The organism is Tatumella sp. UBA2305 (assembly GCF_002345795.1).
Lineage (GTDB): Bacteria > Pseudomonadota > Gammaproteobacteria > Enterobacterales > Enterobacteriaceae > Tatumella > Tatumella morbirosei.
The window spans coordinates 38,021-55,489 of sequence record NZ_DDVT01000020.1 but is presented as its reverse complement, the minus strand read 5'-3'; the positions used below and the strand labels follow the sequence as shown (position 1 = coordinate 55,489).

The window sequence follows — 17,469 nt, the reverse complement described above, 5'->3', positions numbered from 1 at the left end:
TATCAGTCGCGATACCGCCAGTTTATTCGGCGACATGGGCTAAAATCACCGGCAGATACCACCGCTCAGCCGCGGAGCATATCTCCTGAATCATCAGCGGGTCTGCCTCACGGGATAGCCGTTTCAGGCAAGGGTCACTCCCTTCACCAGCCACCAGAAAATTACCATTCCAGGCATCGGTCAGTTTTTGCAGGGCTTTGCGTTGGGTCTCTTCATCGGTCAACAGCTGATTATCTTTCCCCAGACTGGCCGTCAGCCAGCTTCCACCGCAACCTTTCAGCAGTAGCAACGGCTGATTCATCCCCTGCCTGTAACCGGCTATCAGATGTTCGAGTTGCTCAATGGCCTCTGCCTGAGGCAGTGGTAAAAAACGCCAGCAGCTATTCTTACGCCCATACATCCGGCTGATACCCTGACCGCCCAAAGCGCAATACACCATATGCTCTGTCCATAACAGCAGGCCATCACTCAGGTTCAGTTCCCCGGGACGCCAGCGTAAAATGCCATCCGGCTGAACGCCGGTCAGCCAGCCAGTCAGCCGTACCGACAACTCCAGATCGACTTCGATGCTGTGGGTTTCTGCGATTTGTCCCTGCACCAGACCGGCAATTTCCTGCATCTCAGCCAGCTGTTTCTCACGCAAAATTGAGCCAAATGCGCCATAGGGCAGATGCCCGGCCAGCCGCTGACGGCGGAAAAACAGTTCACTGTCCTGTCCGAAGATCAGCGTATTCAGTAACTGTTGATTTAGCTGATAACGTTGCAGATTATCCAGTTCAAAAGGTTCGGTATCCGGGAGATCCTCCTGCTGATCGACAAACCGCACTCCCAGACGCTCCGTGAACCATGCCCGTACCGGATGTCGCCAGAAGTTTATCAGCTGATTCAGGTTGATTTCCTGACACTGATAATCAGGCAGTGGCTGAGCAAAGTCAGGCATCGCTTCTCCCTGTCCGAGGGCTGAAGGCAGCCATTCACTGGCAAAACTCTGCCCGCCACTGTGCGGAATAAAGTTTTGTTCCGCAAACGGGGTACGGCTGTGATGATGTACCAGATGTTCAGCGACCCGCCGTGCACTGTCGTCCACATTGAGTATTTCATCTCCTGGCAGGCAAAAACTCTGCGAAATGTATTCACACAGCTCACTGACCAGAACCGAGGGCAGGCGCTCCCGGTTGTCCTGAATACTTCGGCCGATATAGCTGATATACAGCCGGTCACGGGCAGACACCAGGGCTTCAAGAAACAGGTAACGGTCATCATCACGACGGCTGCGATCTCCCCGACGGGGGGATTGTTGCATCAGGTCAAACCCTGAAGGCGTCAGGGTTCGCGGGTAAACGCCATCATTCATTCCCAACAGGCAAACCACTTTAAAGGGTATTGAACGCATTGGCATCAGGGTACAGAAGTTCACCTGGCCTGCAAGGAAGCGCTGGCTGATCCGCTGTTGATCGAGTTTCGAACGCAGTTCATCACGCAGTATCGTGACCGGAATTTCGGCCGGATAACGGGCCTCAATCCCCTGCTCAGTCAACTGTCGCCATTGCTCATCAATAATAGCCAGAGCGGCTTCACTGTCTGCATCCCCCGCGAAAAAAGTCGCCATCATCTCGCGGCAGCAGGGCTGCCAGCCAGTCAGAGTCTGATTCTGCCGTAAACGTTGGCGCCACTCCGTCAGACAACTGAGTAATTCCGCCAACTGCCCGGCGAGTTCCGCCATCAGTCCGGCAGCTTCATCGTAGGGTAAAATCCCCTGCCAGTCGCCCTGGTTACTGTCCAGTGCATATCCCAGCAACATTCGCTGCAGACCAAATTGCCAGGTATGTTGTCCGGTCACCGGCAGCGAGAGCTCACTGACACTGTGGTCATCCAGCCCCCAGCGAACACCGGATTCATCTACCCAGTGCCGTAAGGTGGTTAACCCCTGTTCATTAATCGCGAACCTGGCTGCCAGCGCGGGAACTTCCAGTAATGCCAGCACATCTTCCGGCGTAAAACGGCTGTCAGGCAGTGACAACAGTTGCAGAAACGCCTGAATGACCGGATGAGCATGGCTGGCTCGTCGGTCTGAAATGGCAAACGGGATATGGCGTTGCCGGTCAGCACCGCCAAAGACCGACTGGATAAACGGCGAGTAACTGTCGATATCTGCAACCATCACAATGATATCCCGCGGCTTCAGCTCAGGATCGGCTTCCATCAAAGCCAGCAGGTAATCCTGCAACACTTCGGTTTCACGTTGTGGGCTATGGCAGGCATGTAACGAAAACGACTCATCATCTGCGGCCAGACGGCGCTTACGGCCACTATCATTGAATTGTTCTAACGTCAGCCCGGTCACCGCATGATCTTCCAGGTTGAGAATATCCTGTTGCAGGCTGTGCAGCAGAGTATCGCGACCGGGTTCGGCAAAGGCATCTATCTCATTGTCCAGCGCATCCATTTGTGCCAACAAATAGAGATTATCCCGCCCAAGTTTACCCCAGGAGGCGAGTAACGGCTGGGTCAGTTGCTGTTCCCCTTCTGAAGTAAACAACAAAGCCGCCTGATCCGGCTGGCGGAACATTGTCCGTTGCTGCGAGGAGTTATGGAGCCGGCGCTGGCGGTTTTGCAGCCTGGCAAGAAACGCAGCATCACGAATATCCCCCCAGTAATCACGGCAGGGATTGGTAAACAGTAAATGGATATCAATATGCCGGCCCAGAGCCTGTAAGGCCTGCAGGTATACCGGAGGTAATGCCGAAATACCGCAGATAAATACCCGTGGCGGCAACCCGGGTGGCGGTGTAGTACTCTGCTCCAGCGTCTGAATAAACCGTGAATAGAGGTTAGCACGGTGCCATTCTGGCTGGCCCAGTTCGGCGGTATATTCCACCAGCGCCCGCCATAACGGGGCCTGCCAGAGTTGAGCCTCGCCAGGCCCCTCAGCCATCTGCTGCTGCTCCCACAAATTGAGCCAGTCAGGGCGATAGACCAGATACTGGTCAAACAGGTCGGCAATACGGCTACTGAGCTGAAAGAGCTTACGTTTATCCTCATCGTCAGTCAGGTAATGGCGCAGAGGCAGAAAATCGTCGCGTTCCAGCATCTCCGGCAGCAGCGTCATCAGCTTCCAGCTCATCGCACTTTTATTAAATGCGCTCTGCTGAGGAATATCGGGTAATACCCGGACAAACATCTGCCAGATAAAGGTGGCTGGCAGCGGAAATTCTATATTCGCCGCAATACCAAAGGTTTCTGCCAGTGACATCTGCAACCACTGTGCCATCCCCGGGCTTTGCACCAACACCACTTCACTGGCAAAAGGATCCTCCAGCGGCTGCACTTTAGTAATGTGGGCAGTCAGATCCTTCAAAATATCCAGATGATTGGAATGGTAAACGCTGAACATATTTTCTCCTGAAACTGCTGCCGGCTATGCCCGTCACTCTACCTGCTCACCCACCGGTTGCAAGCCTTGGCACACTTATTCCGGCAGGTGTTGATTAAACGGCGGACAAAACAACTGTCCCAGCTCCGCATGCCGGTTAAACGGCCCCTGCACTTTCGCGTTAACCCGCAGGCAGCCATCCTCCGTCACCTTACGCTGCAACTCACTGTCCCACCCTGCCGGGGGTTTACCCGCCAGCACCTGGGTCGCTGCCCAAACGGCATCACGCTGTGCCTGCCGTATCCGGAAACCATATACCAGTTGCTGATGATATCCGGAAAGCAGCAAAACGCTCAGTGATAATATAAGTAACGCAATCAGACATTCTGCCAGACTAAACCCCTGGCGACGACAGGGCGCACAGTGCCTCGTCCGGTAGCGGACAGAGGTCGGTCCATCCGGCGGGAACAGCCACCACCTTCCCGCCAGCCGTGTTAGCTGTAGCCACCTGCCGCCAAAGATTTTTTTCTCCGTTAGCTGACTGTCCCAGTAACAGTGCGGTATCGGCGGTTTGCCATAACAGACAACTCCGCCATTCCCGGGAACCGGGTGACTGGCATTGCCAGCCGGCCGCCCGCGGCCACTGGCGTGATAACCCCCATTGCAATGCCGACTGCGCCTGGTAGAAGTCCCGCAAATAAACCGTTTCATCCGCTATCCCTGCCATGCTGTTTTCCAGTAACCGGGCGCTGCCATGCAGTAATATAATCCCTGACAATAACAGTCCCATGACCATTAACAGCGGACTGCTGCCCCGGCGGTTCACAAATTTTCCGCCAGTAACCAGTGCTGACGGCGCAGGCTGATATCCGGCCCGGCTGACACCCGTAACCTGATGCCAATGCGGGGTGCCTGCAGACTAAAAGCCAGTTCATCCACCCGCAGAGTCGCCGGGTCTGTCAGCCGTTCCCAGCCACTGCCCTGACACCCGGTCACACCGCGCCGGGTTTCTATCTGTCCTTCACGCCAGCGGTAACCATAACTTTCACTGTGTAATGCCCCGGCCAGTCCGGCAGATACCTGGCGTCGCTCCTGACTCCGCACAATCAGGCAGTGTCCATCCTGACTTATCGTGATAGCGGGCAGGATGCAGGGCGCCTGCTGGCAGTAACCTGCGCGGCGCAGGCTTTTTTCAAGAATCAGCATCAACTGCTGAATCTCCTGAGCCAGCAACTGCTGTTGCTGTAACCGGCGGGTTTGCTGAAACAACTGCGGAAAAAACTGCCCGGCGGCAAGAAATATGATGCCGGTGAGTAACAGTGCCAGCAGCATTTCTCCTAAAGTAAAACCGGCCGAAATTCTATGCGATGAAGGTAACCAGGGAAATTTTTTCACAGGCAGCCCTCCTGTTCCGGCGGGCAGACACGGATTCGGGCATGAGCCGAAATGATCACCCGCCAGCGCTGCTCAGCCGGCCCAAACTCAATACTTCCGGCCCGTGCCACACTCCGGCGTCCATAGAACCCGGGTTGTCCGTTGACCTTAGGAGCGGCCTGCTGAGGATAGGGGGATTTCCAGACAAAACGTCCTGGCTGGCTGCAGTCTCTGGCTTCCGGCCGCGGATGAGCATCAACACACCAGTAACCGTTGCGCTGTGTTACCGCCAAGGGTAAATCGCGGTTGGTGCGGTGTGCATATTCACGAATCCCGGTAAGGAAAAAGTGCAACCTGATGGCGGTTTCTGACAGTTGCTGCCGGTGACGCCAGTTTTGCCAGAGATGCCCGGAGCCACCGGCCAGCAGGGCAATAATCAGCAAAACGACCATCAGTTCCGGTATCGTGAATCCACCGGTGGATATCATTAATCGGTTTCTGTTCATTGCCCCAGTGTGGCGAACAATTTATCCAGACGACAGGCGAAAACTGAGGGTTTAGGTAGCTGCCCGTAGGCCCGGAATGCAGATTGCAGGCACCCGGAGGACAAGCCAGAGAGCCCCCGCAATTCTGAGACATCAACCCAAAAAAAAGGCAGAGCTGTCAGGCTCTGCCGCGTTATTTCAGTACCGGAAAAGTGAAATCAGACAGCGACCGGGGCTTTGATAGCCGGATGCGGGTCGTAACCTTCAATCTCGAAATCTTCAAAGCGATAATCGAAAATAGATTCCGGCTTACGCTTAATTTTCAGCACCGGTAACGGACGCGGTTCGCGGGTTAACTGCAAACGGGTCTGTTCCAGGTGATTGTTGTACAAATGGGTATCCCCGCCTGTCCAGACAAAATCCCCCACCTGCAGATCACATTGCTGTGCCACCATATGAACCAGTAGTGCATAACTGGCGATATTGAACGGCAGTCCGAGGAAAATATCACAGGAACGTTGATATAACTGGCAACTGAGTCGCCCGTCAGCCACATAAAACTGGAAGAAAGCATGGCACGGTGCCAGCGCCATTTTATCCAGCTCACCGACATTCCACGCAGAAACAATAATACGCCGTGAATTCGGGTCATGTTTCAGCTGGCGGATGACTTCGCTGATCTGGTCAATATGACGGCCATCGGCGGCAGGCCAGCTACGCCACTGTTTGCCATAAACCGGGCCTAAATCGCCATTCTCATCCGCCCATTCATCCCAGATACTGACTTTATTGTCCTTCAGGTAGCCAATATTAGTGTCGCCCTGCAGGAACCACAACAGTTCATGAATAATGGAACGCAGATGGCATTTTTTGGTGGTGACCAGCGGGAAGCCCTGCTGCAGATCAAAACGCATCTGATGACCAAAAATCGACAACGTCCCGGTGCCGGTACGGTCGTCTTTGGCTGTGCCTTCGTTTAACACCTTCTGCATCAGTTCCAGATACTGTTTCATTTTACTTCACCCGGTTGTTTCAGGGGGCTGGTACGGTAAGCCCAAATCATCATAATAACACCGGCCAGAATCATTGGTATGGAGAGGATCTGCCCCATACTGATTACGCCATCGAACAGTCCCAGCTGGGCATCCGGCTGACGGAAAAATTCAACAATGATCCGGAAAGCGCCGTAACCAATCAGGAACAGACCAGAAACACTTCCCCGTGGGCGCGGTTTACGAATAAACACATTCAGGATGATGAACAAAATCACCCCTTCCAGTAACAGCTCATAAATCTGCGACGGATGGCGTGGCAATACCCCGTAGGTATCCAGCAACGATTGCCATTGTGGATGCGTCGCCACCAAAGCCACATCTTCTTCACGGGACCCCGGGAACAGCATCGCCCACGGACAGTTCGGGTCAACACGGCCCCACAACTCACCGTTAATAAAATTCCCCAGACGACCGGCCCCCAGACCAAACGGGATTAACGGGGCAATAAAATCAGATACCTGAAAGAAAGTACGGTGAGTACGGCGGGCAAAAATCAGCATCACAATAATGACACCAATCAGTCCCCCGTGGAATGACATGCCACCATCCCATACCTTGAACAAGTAGAGCGGATTCGCCAGGAACAGCGGCAGATTATAGAACAGGACATAACCGATACGCCCACCCAGGAAGACCCCGAGGAAACCGGCATAGAGTAAATTTTCGACCTCATTTTTGGTCCAGCCACTGCCAGGCTTATTCGCCCGACGACCCGCCAGCCACATGGCAAAAATGAAACCGACAAGGTACATCAGACCGTACCAGTGAAGCGAAACCGGACCGACAGAAAAAATCACCGGGTCAAATTTTGGAAAAGCAAGATAGCCGTTAGTCATCTTTCACCATTATTCTTTCTATCTGAAAGCCTGCCGTCACGGGGATTCCCGGGAGCCAGACAGTAAAGAGGTGCGCATGATAGCACAGCCACTCTTACGGTGTGATCAGCAAATGTAAACATGAATGAGCACTTAGCGCCCGCCACGGATTAGTCCGCCTAATCCACGCCGCTCCATAAAAACCGCGACCTGATAACGAATTTCACTGGCGGTACTGGCCTGTAGCACCTGCTCAGCCAGCTGTTCCGTTTCACTGCAATCCAGGTGGCGTAACAGATACTTTACCCGGGGGACATTTTTGCCGTTCATGCTCAGATGACGGAACCCCATACCTATCAGCAAGGCCACACACATCGGATCACCGGCCATTTCGCCACACAGGCTCATCGGCAGATTATGCCGCCGGGCTTCCGCACTGATATGGTACAGCGCCTGCAAAACCGACGGATGCAGGGGATCGTAGAGATTGGCCACCCGGGTGTTGTTGCGGTCAACCGCCAGCAGATACTGGGTCAGGTCATTACTGCCCACGGAGATAAAGTCCACGCTACGGGCGACCTGAGGGATCAAAAATACCATCGACGGCACTTCAATCATGATGCCAACCTTCGGACGAGGGATCACGTAGCCCAGCATCTCTTCGACCTCATGACCTGCCCGCTCAATCAGTTTACGGGCATCATCAATCTCATCAATGCTGGTGACCATCGGCAGCAGAATATTCAGATTCCCGGAAGCCGCGTTCGCCCTCAGCATTGCCCTGACCTGCACCAGAAAAATATCCGGTTGATCCAGTGTCAGGCGAATTCCGCGCCACCCCAGGCTCGGGTTCTCTTCGCTAATCGGCATATAAGGCAGCTGTTTATCCGCACCGATATCCAGAGTTCGCAGCGTGACCGACTTGTTATTAAACAGCTGCAACATTCCCTGATACTGGGCAACCTGCTCTTCTTCTGAAGGGAAACCACTCTGTAACATAAACGGCACTTCGGTCCGGTACAGCCCAACCCCGTCAACCCAGTTGTTCAGTGCCTGTTCCAGTTCGGCACTGAGCCCGGCATTCAACAGAATCTCAATGTTCTCGCCGCTTTTCAGTTCACCCGGTTGTTCTGCGACTGTTTCGGCCGTTTTACTCAGGGCATTCTCTTCACGGATCAGCCGTTGATACTCTTTAATCAGGATCGGTTCCGGATCGACCAGTAACTCACCACGGTAACCATCAACGATCAGCAGGTGTTTGTTCAGTTGTTCCGGGCGAATATCCGCCCCCATGACTGCCGGTATCCCCATGGCACGGGTCAGGATCGCGGCATGAGAGTTGGCGGCACCATCACGCACCACAACCCCCGCCAACCGTTCCGGCGGTACTTCGGCCAGTGCGGTGGCCGTTAGTTCATCGGCCACCAGCACAAAGCGTTCCGGCCAGGCATTGGCCCCCTGCAGACTGTCATCAAGGTGAAACAGCAAACGCTGGCCCAGTTCGCGGATATCCCCGCTGCGTTCACGCAGATAGGCATCTTTCAGGTCGGCAAACTGTCCGGCGTATTGTTCAATCACCGTTTTCACCGCCCATTCCGCCACCGATCCCCGATCAATTTCCGCCAGCAGATCCTTTTTCAGACGCGGATCGCTGAGCAGGTGGGAATAGAGATCGAAAATCGCCGCACTTTCTTTCTGCACACTGGAGGTGAAGCGTTTACTGTAACGACGAAACTCGTCGCCGGATTCACTGATAGCCTGCAGTAAGCGTTCTTTTTCCTGAGCCGTATTCAGGGTAGAAGCCTGAGTGACCTGATCCAGCGTCGGCTGAATATGGTCTACCCAGCCGGGGGCGACAGCAACCCCGGGAGAAGCCGCAATCGCCCGGATGCGACTCTGGCGAAACACGCCAAACAGCTGTCCGACCTGTGACTGAGACAGCAAGGTTCCGACCTGGGTGGCCAGAGTCATCAGGAACGATTCTTCGGTTTCATCAAAGGAACGCAGTTCACGCTGCTGAACCGCCAACACCCCCAGCACCTGACGGCGGTTGATAATGGGCGCCCCGAGGAATGAACGATAGTTTTCCTCTTTTACCGACGGGATAAATTTGAAACTGGGGTGACTTTGAACATCGGCAAGGTTAATCGGCTCGGCAAGCCGGCCGACCAGCCCGACAATCCCCTCATCCAGAGCGAGGGTAATGGTGCGACCTCTCGGCTTTTTCAAACCGCGGGTCGCCATCAGGTAATAGCACTGGCGCTCCTGGTCGGCCAGATACACCGAACAGACTTCGGTTTCCATGACACGGCAAATTTCGTTGACCAGGATCTCCAGCGCCTCATTCAACCGGGAGGCACTGGCTACCTTTTCGACAATATCGCGCAACTGAGTGAGCATCAGCGGCATGCTCTATCCTCTTTTTCTTCTGCCTGAGGGTTGACTGCGTTGCAGTGAATTTTCCGCGACAGACATCACGACAGTAGCAAACTCCTTCATCACCCGGCGATAAACATCCCGTTTGAAAGAAACAACCTGCCGCACCGGATACCAGAAACTTACCCAGCGCCAGCCATCAAATTCAGGCGTACTGCTTCCCTGGACATTGATAGCGCCATCATGAGATTGCAGCTGTAACAGAAACCATTTTTGTTTCTGGCCGATACATACCGGCCGGGTGTCCCAACGCACCAAACGTTTAGGCAACTTGTAACGCAGCCAGTTACGGGTAGAGGCGATAATACGTACATCTTTACGATGCAACCCGACTTCTTCGAACAACTCGCGATACATCGCCTGTTCCGGGGTTTCTCCAGGGTTTATTCCTCCCTGAGGAAATTGCCAGGAATGTTGTCCAAACCGCCTGGCCCACAGAACCTGTCCTTGCCTGTTACAGATTACAATCCCAACATTCGGGCGGTAGCCATCATCATCGATCACCAGACTACCTCAAAGCTATCTTTAGATAGCCTGATTGTTTCATACTCCTTACAGGCGGTAAACCATTGGCTGATGGGCTTTGACTATAATAATTCCGGGATAACTCACAATTTTTAGTCAAGTTATAAACAGAAACGCTCGATGGCAGGTAATTTTATGCACCTTTTCTGTGGATAGCTTTGTGCAGAACGCGGGAATTCCCTGAATAATGCAGTAGGTAAACACGATCCACCGCGCGAAATAAAAATAAAATAATACATATACATCATAATGTTAACTATTATTTCCACTTTCTAAACTCACAAGATACTCACCCGACCCAAACAGCACTTAGCTCACTGCGCAAATTTTCACCGCCGCCATTTTTATCCACAGTTTATGGCGAGATGTTGCCCACAACAGCAAAAAAAATGGCACTTTCAGGTAAAGTCAAGGCTGTGAATCGAACCAGTAGTCTGGTTAATTCACAGTTATCCCATTTTTCTGTGGATAACAGGGCGTATAATCCTGTTTATTATTGATGACAACAGGGTATAAACCCCGGGGCCTGAGCTGCTTCCGGCCGATAACAGGATAAAAAATTACGATTAATCATGCTATTATCTGGTTTATCCCCTGTAATTTATCCTGTGTATGGTTCACAGATTATAGCAGGGTAATTTTTAACCAACCCCGGGAGCCTTATGAATTATCCTTCCCCACCCGTTCCTGTCCCGGAAAATGAACAGGTACTGATGCAACGAGCCTATGCTCTGGCAGGCCAGTCTCTGGAGGAACTGGCTGCAGCACTGGCTATTTCTGTACCGGCAGATCTGCGACGGGATAAAGGCTGGGTCGGTACCCTGACAGAACTTCATCTGGGAGCCAGTGCCGGCAGCAAAGCAGAGCAGGATTTCGCTCACCTGGGAATAGAACTGAAAACCATCCCGGTAGATAGCCTGGGCCGTCCGCTGGAAACCACCTTTGTCTGTGTTGCACCTTTGACCGGTAACACAGGCGTAGACTGGCAACACAGCCATCTGCGGCACAAGCTGTCCCGGGTGTTATGGATTCCGGTTGAAGGCTCAAGGACCATTCCTTTGAAACAGCGCCGGATAGGCAGCCCGCTGTTATGGAGCCCTTCGGAACAGGAAGATCAAATGCTGCAGGCAGACTGGGAAGAACTGATGGAGATGATTGTGCTGGGTGAGGTGGATAAGATTACCGCCAGGCATGGTCAGTATCTGCAAATCCGTCCCAAAGCGGCCAACAGCAAAGCCCTGACCGAAGGCATCGGCCCGCACGGGGAGCCCGTCATGACATTGCCACGGGGCTTTTATCTGAAGAAAACCTTTACCGGCCCCCTGCTGGCCCGTCATTTTTTACTTTAGTCGCAGAATATAGCCCGGTTATACTCTCTGTTTAGCTTTCGTTTAGGATTGATGTGAGTATGTTCGAGTGGATTGCGGACCCTAATGCCTGGCTGGCGCTCGGGACACTGATTGTTCTGGAAGTTGTCCTGGGTATCGACAATATTATTTTTCTTTCGCTGGTCGTATCTAAACTGCCAGCACATCAGCAAAACAGTGCGCGGCGTTTAGGCCTGATGGCGGCTATGCTGATGAGACTGGCATTGCTGGCTTCCATCGCCTGGGTCGTGCGCCTGACGACGCCGTTATTTACCCTGATGAGTCATGATTTTTCTGCCAGAGACCTGATATTGCTGGCCGGGGGATTATTTCTTATCTGGAAATCGGGTAAAGAGATCCACGAAACTATCGAAGGTGATGAAGAAGCGCCACAGAGCCGCGTTCATTCCTTTATCGGTGCGATAGTGCAAATCATGCTGCTGGATATCATCTTCAGCCTCGACTCGGTGATCACCGCCGTCGGTTTATCAGACCATCTGTTTATTATGATGGCTGCGGTAGTGATTGCCGTACTGATGATGATGTTTGCCGCCAGGGCGATTGGTGAGTTTGTTGAGCGTCATCCGACGATAAAAATGCTGGCGCTGGCATTTTTGATCCTGGTGGGTTTTACCCTGATACTGGAAAGTTTTGCAGTACATGTGCCAAAAGGCTACATCTACTTCGCGATGTTCTTTTCGATGGGGGTCGAATTACTCAATTTGCTGCGCGGTAAGAAAAACAGCCACTAAGTTTTCGCCATGCTCTTTGGCCGGTAGTCAGCAGTGCAAACGCCACTGTGGGCTGCCGGACACTTCCCGTTTATATTTAGTTACTGCTTTTTAGCGGTTTATTTTTTAATTCAGACCTGTCCGGTTGGTTTACCTTGTGTAAATCATTTATACCAGGAATAATGAATCTAAAACCTGTCGGGGAACAGAATGAAAAATCTAAAAAAAACCGCCCTGTGTGGCATTTTGTTGGGTAGCGCACTGTTAGCGGGTTGCAGTAGTCACTATGTGATGGCGACCAAAGATGGCCGGATGATCATGACTGACGGGAAACCCAAAATAGATAAAGATACCGGTCTGGTGGAATACACCGATGAAGCAGGCAATCTCATCCAGATTAACGGTGACGAAATCTCCGGTATTATTGAACGCTAGGTCGTTCAGAATGATTCTTTCAGGTGGCTGCCCGATATTATAACTTTCTGATAAGACAGTGACAGAGATCGCGGCAGCAGGTTATCGTTTTTCGGTGACGCCCCCCTTCCGACAATATTTTACACTCTGCTGGCAGAGACTGATGTGCCCGGACGTCGAACGCCAAAAGTCAGGTAACCTGAGGTTACGCCTGTTGGGAATCCCTGCCGCCGGGGTCCGGCGAAACAGACTGCGACATCCGGCTGGTCTGGACTTGCGCCGGGTGCCAGTGTAGATTTTCCCTTACCCATCATGACAACCATGACAAAAAGGAAACCAGCAATGCTCTATCATCGCATTCCCCATAGTTCGCTGGAAGTGAGTCAGCTGGGCCTGGGTACCATGACCTTCGGCGAGCAAAACAGTGAAGCCGATGCACATGCGCAATTAGATTTTGCCCTGAGCCAGGGAATCAACCTGGTGGATACCGCCGAGATGTATCCGGTCCCTCCCCGTCCGGAAACTCAGGGGCTGACCGAAAAATATATTGGCAGCTGGCTGAAAAAAACCGGTAACCGCGACAAAATTATCCTGGCCAGTAAGGTGGCCGGCCCTGCCAGAGGCAGTGATGCGCAGATCCGTCCCGGTCAGGCGGTTGACCGCAAAAATATCCGGGCGGCACTGGATGCCAGCCTGCAACGGTTGAATACCGATTACCTCGATTTGTATCAGATCCACTGGCCGCAACGTCCTGCCAACTTTTTTGGCAAGCTGGGCTATCAGTACACCGAAGAAAATGTGCCGGTGACACTGCTGGAAACCCTGGAAGCTCTGTCTGAACAGGTACGGGCGGGAAAAATCCGCTATATCGGGGTCTCGAATGAAACCCCCTGGGGAGTGATGCGCTACCTGCAACTGGCAGAAAAACATGAACTGCCGCGCATTGTGACCATCCAGAACCCCTACAGCCTGCTCAACCGGAGTTTTGAAGTCGGACTGGCGGAAATCAGCCAGTATGAAGGGGTAGAGTTACTTGCCTATTCATCGCTCGGGTTCGGGACCTTAAGCGGTAAATACCTGAACGGTCAACAACCCGCGAATGCCAGAAATACCCTGTTTAGCCGTTTTACCCGCTACTCCGGAGAACAGTCTGCGGAAGCGGTAGCTGCCTATGTCGCCCTGGCGCAACAACATGGTCTGGACCCGTCTCAGATGGCGCTGGCATTTGTTCGTCAGCAACCTTTTGTCGCAAGCACCCTGCTGGGCGCAACCACGCTGCAGCAGCTGAAGGTGAATATTGACAGTTTTAATCTGACACTGGATGAAGAACTGATGCAACAACTGGAAGCCATTCATCGTCGCTATACCTATCCGGCGCCTTAACAGCTTCGCTGGTTGGCTGCCGCGGCTTATTGGCCGCGGCAGGTTACAACGGCTGCTGACGTGATTGCTGACGCTGCCGGTTCCATTGCCAGATCCATAAACCGACAATCGCCAGTGAGAACAGACTACCGAAGGCAATCCCCGTCAATACCGCAGAAGCTCCCAGGCGTACAGCCAGTGTGTAGATGGCCAACATGACCAGCATGGCCATGTTTTCCCCCAGATTTTGTACCGCAATCGCCGGCCCCGCCCCGACAGAAGCCTGACCACGCACCTGCAACAGGGCATTTAACGGCACCACGAACAGCCCGCCACAAATACCGAGCACAATCAGCCAGAATCCTCCACTGTACAGATGGTGCGTCAGGGTGAAGGCGACCACCACCAAGCCGACCAGAATTCCGGCGGGCATGCATCGCCTTGTATGCTTCAGAGAGATAAGTTTTTCCGCCAGTAATGCACCGCCAACAATCCCGATAGCCACCATCGCATTCAGCAATGTCGGCGTTTTATTATCCACAATCCCCAATGCGGCAGGCACCCACAGTACCAGCAGAAAACGCAACGTGACTCCGGCGCCCCAGAACATACTGGTACCTATTAACGAAAAACGGGTGTCGGTGTCCTGCCACAGGGCCTGCCCATCCTGACGGAAACGGCTGACCATATGCCGCCAGCGCCAGTTTTTGCCGGGCTTAGCCGCCGGTAAGGGTGGGATCAGCATATTCGCCAGCACGGCCAGCGCATAAATCACCGCACAGACCAGCAACGCGGTAGAGATATGCCAGTCAGCCAGCACACCGCCGGTTACCGATCCGAGCAGAATGGCCGCAATCGTGGAGCTTTCCATCAGTCCGTTGCCACGAATCAGCTGCTCTTTACTCATCAGCTCGCCAAGAATACCGTATTTGGCCGGTGAGTAAGCCGCCGCGCCAATCCCCACCAGCGCATAACCGACAAACGGATTAAAATTAATGCCAATCAACGCGGCACCGATAAATTTCAGTCCGTTGGCTAACATCATGACCCGCCCTTTGGGGAAACTGTCGGCAAACTGTCCGACAAAGGGGGCCAGCACGACATAAGCCACCACAAACACCATTTGCAGCACGGGTTGTGTCCATTCGGCATAATCAGCGCGTTTCAGCACCGCCAGGGTGGCGAATAATAAAGCGTTGTCACCGAAGGCGGAAAAAAACTGAGCCAGTAGTACCGGTCGTAAACCAGAGCTCCGTTCGGGCGCAGGACCTGAACTCAAATCATTCATTATCACCCCCGACAGGTTGCGGTTCCGCGTCTGCGGCCATCAGTTTCAGTTGCTGATAATCGGGTTTTCCACTGCCCAGCACAGGTAACTGCGACAAATAACGGATATCCCGCGGGACGGTTAACTCACTGTAGCCCAGCTCACGGCTGGCCTGGAGTAACCGCTCCCGGTTCAGATGCGGATCTGTGGTAAATAATACCAGGGCTTCACCGCGCAGAGGATCAGATTTAACTGATGATGCATGCTGATAATCACCAGAAACATGCAAAGCCACCCGTTCCGGGATTTCCAGGGAAACCATTTCTCCCGCCAGTTTGGCAAAACGTTTCACCCGCCCCTGAATCTGGCAGAACCCTTCGCTGTCGAAGCTGACAATATCGCCGGTATCATACCAGCCAGCTTCACTCACCCCTTCACCGTTATCTGCCGCCGGAGGCTCAATCACCCCCGGCGCTTCCAGGCGTAAATAACCTTTCATCAGGTTTGGACCACAGACCTGCAAGCGCCCGCCATCTTCAATACCCGGGACAGAAATCAGGCGGTAATCCATCGCCGGCAGGATACGGCCAACGGTATTGAAGCGGGCAGCCATCGGCACATTAATGGATAATACCGGCGCACACTCGGTCGCTCCGTAGCCTTCAAGAATACGCAGCCCAAATTTCTCCATATAGAGATCCCGGGTGGAGTCACGCAGCTTCTCGGCACCTGCCACCACATAACGCAGCCGGGCGAAATCATAAGGATGTGCATACTGTGCATAGCGGGCCAGAAAGGCCGGGGTGCCAAACAGCACGGTACAGTTCCGGTCATAGACCAGTTCGGGGATAACCCGGTAGTGCAGCGGGCTGGGATACAGAAAGGTTTCTGCACCGGTAAACAGCGGTGTTAACAGCCCGACGGTCAGGCCAAAGGCATGAAACAGTGGTAACGAGGACATAAAACGATCACCGGGCCGGAAATCCGCGACGGTACGAATCTGTTCCACATTAGCCAGCAAACTCTTATGGCTGTGCACAACGCCCTTCGGATTTCCCTCGGACCCGGAGGTAAACAGAATCATGGCCGCATCTTCCGGCTGTTGCTCCACCTGTGCGTTATGCGGTACCACTAAGTGCCAGAGTATCCAAAGTTTGTCGGCGAACTTCAGAGCCGGTTTTAAATCCTCCAGATAGACCCAGTTGACTCCGCTGATCCCTTCGGTCAGGTACCAGAGTTTTCCCTTATCCAGGAACTGTCGGGAGGTAAAAATCGTGGTGATCTTCGCCGCAGTGACCGCCACCTGCAATCCTTTCACCCCGGCCGAATAATTGAGCATCGCCGGAACGCGGCCCCGCAGAATTGCCCCTAAAATAACCGCAGGGGTGATTGAGGTGTTCGGCAGTAACAGCCCGGGAGTGGCGGTGGGTGGACAATATTTATCCAGCAACCGGGCGACACCCAGAATTTTCTTCAGTAAGCCACGGTAACTGTCCGGCGAAAACTGCACATCTTCAAGACAGGGACGACGCCAGCCGTAGCGTTTGGCCGCGCTGAGATAGGCATCGAATAAGGTTTGCCGGGGACGCACCGCCATCCGGGCTTCCATCATAATATGTTGCAGGTGTTCACCTGCCCGGGCACGCCGCTGGCGGGCAGAGGGTGCCTCCGGCATCGGAATCACGGTGGCAGGCAGAATATGCAGGGAGATTTGAGGAAAAGCACGACGCCGGATTTCACCACTTTTACGGGCAAACCAGCTGTATTCGGCACCTTCAATCCGCACCGGTACCACACTGGCACCGCTTTTCGCCGCTACAAAGCCCGCGCCACTGTAGACTTTCATCAGCGAGCCGGTCACCGAAATCCGGCCTTCCGGGAAAATCACCACCGGCCGCCCCTGTTCCACAATGCGGATCAGCTGTTTGACTGACATCGGTTTTAACGGGTCGAGTGTCACCACTTCCACCAGTGACTTAACCGCCTTCATATACCACTTATCAGACAACCCGGACCAGACGGCAAATACCGGTTTTACCGGCAAAAACAGTGCCAGCAGTAAACCATCAAGGAAAGAGACGTGGTTAGGCGTAAGCAGCACTTTGCTGTTATTCAGTACCGATAAGTCTCCCTGAACACGGATGCGCCACAGTACCCGACAAAGTCCTCGCAACAAGCTAAACATCCACTCTCCTGAGCTTTCAGATAGTAATATCAGGAATTAAACACGTTTGTTTCGCCTGACACAATTCCCCGGCAGAAAAT

15 protein-coding genes are annotated in these 17,469 nt (G+C 53.4%); 4 read left to right on the top strand and 11 right to left on the bottom strand.

The genetic code is table 11. The features are described from left to right. Window positions 1-22: 22 nt before the first annotated feature. The 9 genes from recC to rppH all read right to left on the bottom strand — a co-directional run bounded on the left by recC (window position 23) and on the right by rppH (window position 10,042). Window positions 23-3,394 carry an exodeoxyribonuclease V subunit gamma gene (gene recC / locus B3Z23_RS12715; RefSeq protein ID WP_294910588.1) on the bottom strand — a complete coding sequence of 1,124 codons (3,372 nt, stop codon included), beginning with the start codon at window positions 3,392-3,394 and terminating at the stop codon, window positions 23-25. Window positions 3,395-3,469: 75 nt separating this feature from the next. Next, entirely contained in the window at window positions 3,470-3,721 is a 252-nt protein-coding gene (locus tag B3Z23_RS12710; protein ID WP_294910585.1) for a prepilin-type N-terminal cleavage/methylation domain-containing protein, read from the bottom strand. Window positions 3,722-3,767: 46 nt separating this feature from the next. Beyond that, complete coding sequence (locus B3Z23_RS12705; protein WP_294910582.1) at window positions 3,768-4,199, bottom strand: DUF2509 family protein; 432 nt, start codon at window positions 4,197-4,199, stop codon at window positions 3,768-3,770. Next, the gene (locus B3Z23_RS12700; RefSeq protein WP_294910580.1) at window positions 4,196-4,768 is read right to left on the bottom strand and encodes a prepilin peptidase-dependent protein; all 573 of its coding nucleotides are present in this window, start codon (window positions 4,766-4,768) and stop codon (window positions 4,196-4,198) included. The genes B3Z23_RS12705 and B3Z23_RS12700 overlap by 4 nt, the downstream gene beginning before the upstream one ends. Next, a complete protein-coding gene (locus tag B3Z23_RS12695) occupies window positions 4,765-5,235 on the bottom strand; it encodes a prepilin-type N-terminal cleavage/methylation domain-containing protein (protein ID WP_294910578.1) in 471 nt (156 codons plus the stop codon). Before B3Z23_RS12695 ends, B3Z23_RS12700 begins: the two co-directional genes overlap by 4 nt. Before the next feature lie 215 nt (window positions 5,236-5,450). Next, entirely contained in the window at window positions 5,451-6,245 is a 795-nt protein-coding gene (thyA, locus tag B3Z23_RS12690) for a thymidylate synthase (protein ID WP_294910576.1), read from the bottom strand. Next, complete coding sequence (gene lgt, locus B3Z23_RS12685) at window positions 6,242-7,123, bottom strand: prolipoprotein diacylglyceryl transferase (RefSeq protein ID WP_038018263.1); 882 nt, start codon at window positions 7,121-7,123, stop codon at window positions 6,242-6,244. Before lgt ends, thyA begins: the two co-directional genes overlap by 4 nt. Window positions 7,124-7,255: 132 nt before the next feature. Beyond that, a complete protein-coding gene (gene ptsP, locus B3Z23_RS12680) occupies window positions 7,256-9,502 on the bottom strand; it encodes a phosphoenolpyruvate--protein phosphotransferase (RefSeq protein ID WP_294911123.1) in 2,247 nt (748 codons plus the stop codon). Between the two features lie 12 nt (window positions 9,503-9,514). Further along, a complete protein-coding gene (rppH, locus tag B3Z23_RS12675; RefSeq protein WP_038018261.1) occupies window positions 9,515-10,042 on the bottom strand; it encodes an RNA pyrophosphohydrolase in 528 nt (175 codons plus the stop codon). Between the two features lie 683 nt (window positions 10,043-10,725). Between rppH and mutH the strand changes: the two genes are divergently transcribed. From mutH to B3Z23_RS12655, 4 genes are all read left to right on the top strand, one after another. After that, on the top strand, window positions 10,726-11,412 hold the full coding sequence (mutH, locus tag B3Z23_RS12670) for a DNA mismatch repair endonuclease MutH (RefSeq protein WP_294910571.1): 687 nt from the start codon (window positions 10,726-10,728) through the stop codon (window positions 11,410-11,412). A gap of 59 nt (window positions 11,413-11,471) precedes the next feature. Continuing rightward, window positions 11,472-12,182 carry a TerC family protein gene (locus B3Z23_RS12665; RefSeq protein ID WP_294910569.1) on the top strand — a complete coding sequence of 237 codons (711 nt, stop codon included), beginning with the start codon at window positions 11,472-11,474 and terminating at the stop codon, window positions 12,180-12,182. A gap of 189 nt (window positions 12,183-12,371) precedes the next feature. Then, window positions 12,372-12,596 carry a YgdI/YgdR family lipoprotein gene (locus B3Z23_RS12660; RefSeq protein WP_038018255.1) on the top strand — a complete coding sequence of 75 codons (225 nt, stop codon included), beginning with the start codon at window positions 12,372-12,374 and terminating at the stop codon, window positions 12,594-12,596. A 321-nt stretch (window positions 12,597-12,917) separates the two neighbouring features. Next, entirely contained in the window at window positions 12,918-13,958 is a 1,041-nt protein-coding gene (locus B3Z23_RS12655; protein ID WP_294910564.1) for an NADP(H)-dependent aldo-keto reductase, read from the top strand. A gap of 43 nt (window positions 13,959-14,001) precedes the next feature. Here B3Z23_RS12655 and lplT read toward each other — a convergent pair whose 3' ends face one another. Both lplT and aas read right to left on the bottom strand, forming a co-directional pair. Next, window positions 14,002-15,225 carry a lysophospholipid transporter LplT gene (gene lplT / locus B3Z23_RS12650; protein WP_294910561.1) on the bottom strand — a complete coding sequence of 408 codons (1,224 nt, stop codon included), beginning with the start codon at window positions 15,223-15,225 and terminating at the stop codon, window positions 14,002-14,004. Then, window positions 15,218-17,389 (bottom strand): bifunctional acyl-ACP--phospholipid O-acyltransferase/long-chain-fatty-acid--ACP ligase, encoded by a 2,172-nt coding sequence (gene aas, locus B3Z23_RS12645; protein WP_294910558.1) that lies wholly within the window; start codon window positions 17,387-17,389, stop codon window positions 15,218-15,220. The genes lplT and aas overlap by 8 nt, the downstream gene beginning before the upstream one ends. Window positions 17,390-17,469 lie beyond the last annotated feature (80 nt).

Coding starts and splice junctions, on each gene's coding strand:
- recC (WP_294910588.1), bottom strand. CDS start 3,394: ATGTTCAGCGTTTACCATTCCAATCATCTGGATATTTTGAAGGATCTG.
- B3Z23_RS12695 (WP_294910578.1), bottom strand. CDS start 5,235: ATGATATCCACCGGTGGATTCACGATACCGGAACTGATGGTCGTTTTG.
- thyA (WP_294910576.1), bottom strand. CDS start 6,245: ATGAAACAGTATCTGGAACTGATGCAGAAGGTGTTAAACGAAGGCACA.
- lgt (WP_038018263.1), bottom strand. CDS start 7,123: ATGACTAACGGCTATCTTGCTTTTCCAAAATTTGACCCGGTGATTTTT.
- ptsP (WP_294911123.1), bottom strand. CDS start 9,502: ATGCTCACTCAGTTGCGCGATATTGTCGAAAAGGTAGCCAGTGCCTCC.
- mutH (WP_294910571.1), top strand. CDS start 10,726: ATGAATTATCCTTCCCCACCCGTTCCTGTCCCGGAAAATGAACAGGTA.
- B3Z23_RS12665 (WP_294910569.1), top strand. CDS start 11,472: ATGTTCGAGTGGATTGCGGACCCTAATGCCTGGCTGGCGCTCGGGACA.
- B3Z23_RS12660 (WP_038018255.1), top strand. CDS start 12,372: ATGAAAAATCTAAAAAAAACCGCCCTGTGTGGCATTTTGTTGGGTAGC.
- B3Z23_RS12655 (WP_294910564.1), top strand. CDS start 12,918: ATGCTCTATCATCGCATTCCCCATAGTTCGCTGGAAGTGAGTCAGCTG.
- lplT (WP_294910561.1), bottom strand. CDS start 15,225: ATGAATGATTTGAGTTCAGGTCCTGCGCCCGAACGGAGCTCTGGTTTA.
- aas (WP_294910558.1), bottom strand. CDS start 17,389: ATGTTTAGCTTGTTGCGAGGACTTTGTCGGGTACTGTGGCGCATCCGT.